Here is a 2,699-nt window from a genome sequence, read left to right as displayed (position 1 = left end):
GGTGGCGGCCAGCCCGGCGGCGGCCGCGTCGGCGAGCAGCCGCCCCGCCCCGCAGCCGACGTCCAGCAGCCGCGAGCCCGGGCCGGCACCCGCCAGGACACGGTCGAACAGCGGGGATGCGGCAGCGGTGCTCACGGCTCCGACGCTAGTCCGGCCCGGCGTCGCGGTCACCGCTTCGGTGGGAGTGTCTCCACGACGGCGACCGCCTCGGCGACCCAGCCGGCGAGCTCCGGGCCGTCGAGGTCGTCGACGTCGGGCTCGCCGGCCACCCACAGCCAGCCGGTCATCTCGCGGCCGCCCATCACCATCCGCTCGGTCCGCGGGCGCTCCAGCAGCTCCGCGGAGCGGTCCGCGGCCACCCGCACGAGCAGCCCGCCACGTCCGCTCGCGGCGACGGCCATGTGCCCGTCGACCAGGAAGGCGAGCCCGCCGAACATCGTCTTCTCGGTCACCGGCCGGTCCGCGAGCAGGCTGCGCAGACGGGCGGCGAGACCCTCGTCGTAGGCCACCCGGGCGAGTATGGCCCTCAGCGGCCCCAGACGTCCTCGGCGACCGAGACGATCAGCTCCAGCTTGCGCTTCTGGTCGTCGACGGTGAGCTCGTTGCCCTCGACGGTGGAGGAGAACCCGCACTGCGGCGACAGGCACAGCTGGTCCAGCGGCACGTACCGCGCCGCCTCGTCGATCCGGCGCTTGAGCGCGTCCGGGTCCTCCAGCGCCCCGGACTTGGTCGTGACCAGCCCGAGCACCACCTGCTTACCCTTCGGGACGAACCGCAGCGGGGCGAACCCACCGGAGCGCTCGTCGTCGAACTCGCAGAAGAAGCCGTCGACGCCCAGCGTGCCGAACAGCGCCTCGGCGACGTGGTCGTAGCCGCCCTCCGCGGCCCACGACGACCGGTAGTTGCCCCGGCACATGTGGGTGGTGACGTACATGTCCGACGGCCGGTCGGCGATCGCGGCGTTGATCTGGCGGATGTAGCGCAGGTGCTGGGTCTCCGGGTCGTCACCCTTCTCGGCCAGCTGCGCGCGGTGCGTCGGGTCGTTCAGGTAGGCCAGCGCGGTGTCGTCGAGCTGCAGGTAGCGGCAGCCGCGGTCGTACATCGCGCGGAGCTGGTCGGCGTAGGCGGTCGACAGGTCGGACCAGAACTCCTCGACGTCGGGGTAGACCTCGCTGGAGATGACCGACCGGCCGCCGCGGGCGTAGACCATGCTCGGCGAGGGGATCGTGAGCTTCGGGGTCGCCGTGGTGACCTGCGCGGCCAGGTACTCGAACGCCGAGGCGAAGACGGGTTCGTCGAGGTGCACCCGGCTGTCGACGGCCATCCCGGCGGAGGTGAAGTTGTTCTGGCCCGCCGCGTTGCGCATCGCGACCTCGACCCGGCCGGAGGTCTTCGTGACGCCGCCGAGGGCGTAGATGAAGTCCATGTGCCAGGAGGTGCGGCGGAACTCGCCGTCGGTGGCCGAGCGCATGCCGACCGACTCCTGCAGCGCGACGACGTCGGTGATCGCGGCGTCCTCGGCCGCGCGCAGGCCCGCGTCGTCGAGCTCACCCGCGGCGTGCCGCTCCCGGGCGGCGAGCAGGGCGGGCGGCCGCAGCAGCGAGCCGACGTGGTCGGCCCGGAACGGCGGGACGGTGCGGACGAGCGACTCCACTGTCTTCTCCGGCATCGGGCGAACGTATCGCCGTGTCCGCATGTCCGCCGACGTCACTTCCGGAGAATGGAAGGTCTATCGCGCATGCCAGCGCGGGGACCGCTTCTCCCGGGCCGCAGCGGCACCCTCCGCCGCGTCCTCGGTGGTCGCGACGACCTTCCGCAGCGTCTCACCGAAGCGGATCGCCTCGGTGGTACCCATCTCCGGTCCGCGCACCGCCATCTCCTTGATCGCGCGCTGGGCGAGCGGCGCCCCCGCGGTGAGCCGCCGGGCGAGGTCCCGGGCGGCGTCGCCCAGCTCCTCGTGTGGCACGACCCACCCGGCGAGGCCGATCTCGTGCGCGCGCCGCGCGTCGATCGTCTCGCCGGTGAGCAGCAGTTCCATCGCGTACTGCCGGTCGATCATCCGGGGCAGCCGCAGCGCACCGACGATCGTCGGGACGCCCAGCCGGGCCTCCGGGAAGGAGAAGGTGGCGCGATCCGAGGCGATCACGAAGTCGCACCAGGTCAGCAGCGTGACGCCGTAGCCGACGGCGGGTCCGTTCACCGCGGCGACGATCGGCTTGAAGATCTCCCAGCCGCTCTCCAGCGAGTTCACCGTCGGCCGCTCGAAGAAGCTGCCCGGGAAGTCGCCCGCCGGGTTGCCGGTGGTCGAGCGCGTGTCCGCCCCGGCACAGAACGCAGGACCCTCGCCGGTCACGATCGCGACCCACGCCTCCTCGTCGGTGCGGAAGCGGTCCCAGGCGGCGTTGATCGCGCGCCGCATGTCCCCGTCGATCGCGTTGCGCTTCTCCGGGCGGTCGTAGGTGATCGTGACGACGTGTCCGTCGCGTTCGTAGCGCACCCCGTCGGCCATCGGATCATCCTGGCGGGCTCAGCCGGACGCGGCGACCCCCGGCGCCGCGGCCAGGTGCCGGGCCAGCGGCACCGCGGCCTCGCGCACCGCACGTTCGAGCTCCCAGCGGCGCCCGGTGAAGTCCGCCCGGCTGACGACGACCGACAGCGCGGACCCGCCGCCCGGGTGCGGCACCGCGACCGCGAGCCCG

The 2,699-nt window shown here is 73.2% G+C and carries 3 protein-coding genes; all 3 read right to left on the bottom strand.

Going from position 1 to position 2,699, the window contains the following annotated elements; genetic code table 11:
* Nucleotides 1–167: 167 nt before the first annotated feature.
* Genes GTW08_RS24100 through GTW08_RS24090 form a run of 3 tightly spaced genes read right to left on the bottom strand, consistent with a single transcriptional unit; the run spans nt 168 to nt 2,509 of the window.
* The gene (locus tag GTW08_RS24100) at nt 168–509 is read right to left on the bottom strand and encodes a TfoX/Sxy family protein (protein WP_161152569.1); all 342 of its coding nucleotides are present in this window, start codon (nt 507–509) and stop codon (nt 168–170) included.
* Nucleotides 510–526: 17 nt separating this feature from the next.
* Complete coding sequence (locus GTW08_RS24095; protein WP_073573744.1) at nt 527–1,669, bottom strand: 5-methyltetrahydropteroyltriglutamate--homocysteine S-methyltransferase; 1,143 nt, start codon at nt 1,667–1,669, stop codon at nt 527–529.
* A 60-nt stretch (nt 1,670–1,729) separates the two neighbouring features.
* Nucleotides 1,730–2,509: an enoyl-CoA hydratase/isomerase family protein gene (locus tag GTW08_RS24090; protein WP_073573743.1), complete on the bottom strand. Its 780-nt coding sequence runs from the start codon at nt 2,507–2,509 to the stop codon at nt 1,730–1,732.
* Nucleotides 2,510–2,699: the final 190 nt, after the last annotated feature.

This window comes from Pseudonocardia sp. SID8383, from assembly GCF_009864975.1.
Lineage (GTDB): Bacteria > Actinomycetota > Actinomycetes > Mycobacteriales > Pseudonocardiaceae > Pseudonocardia > Pseudonocardia alni.
Note: the sequence above shows the minus strand (reverse complement) of the source record. Positions and strands in the feature narration are given on the sequence as shown.

Coding starts and splice junctions, on each gene's coding strand:
- GTW08_RS24095 (WP_073573744.1), bottom strand. CDS start 1,669: ATGCCGGAGAAGACAGTGGAGTCGCTCGTCCGCACCGTCCCGCCGTTC.
- GTW08_RS24090 (WP_073573743.1), bottom strand. CDS start 2,509: ATGGCCGACGGGGTGCGCTACGAACGCGACGGACACGTCGTCACGATC.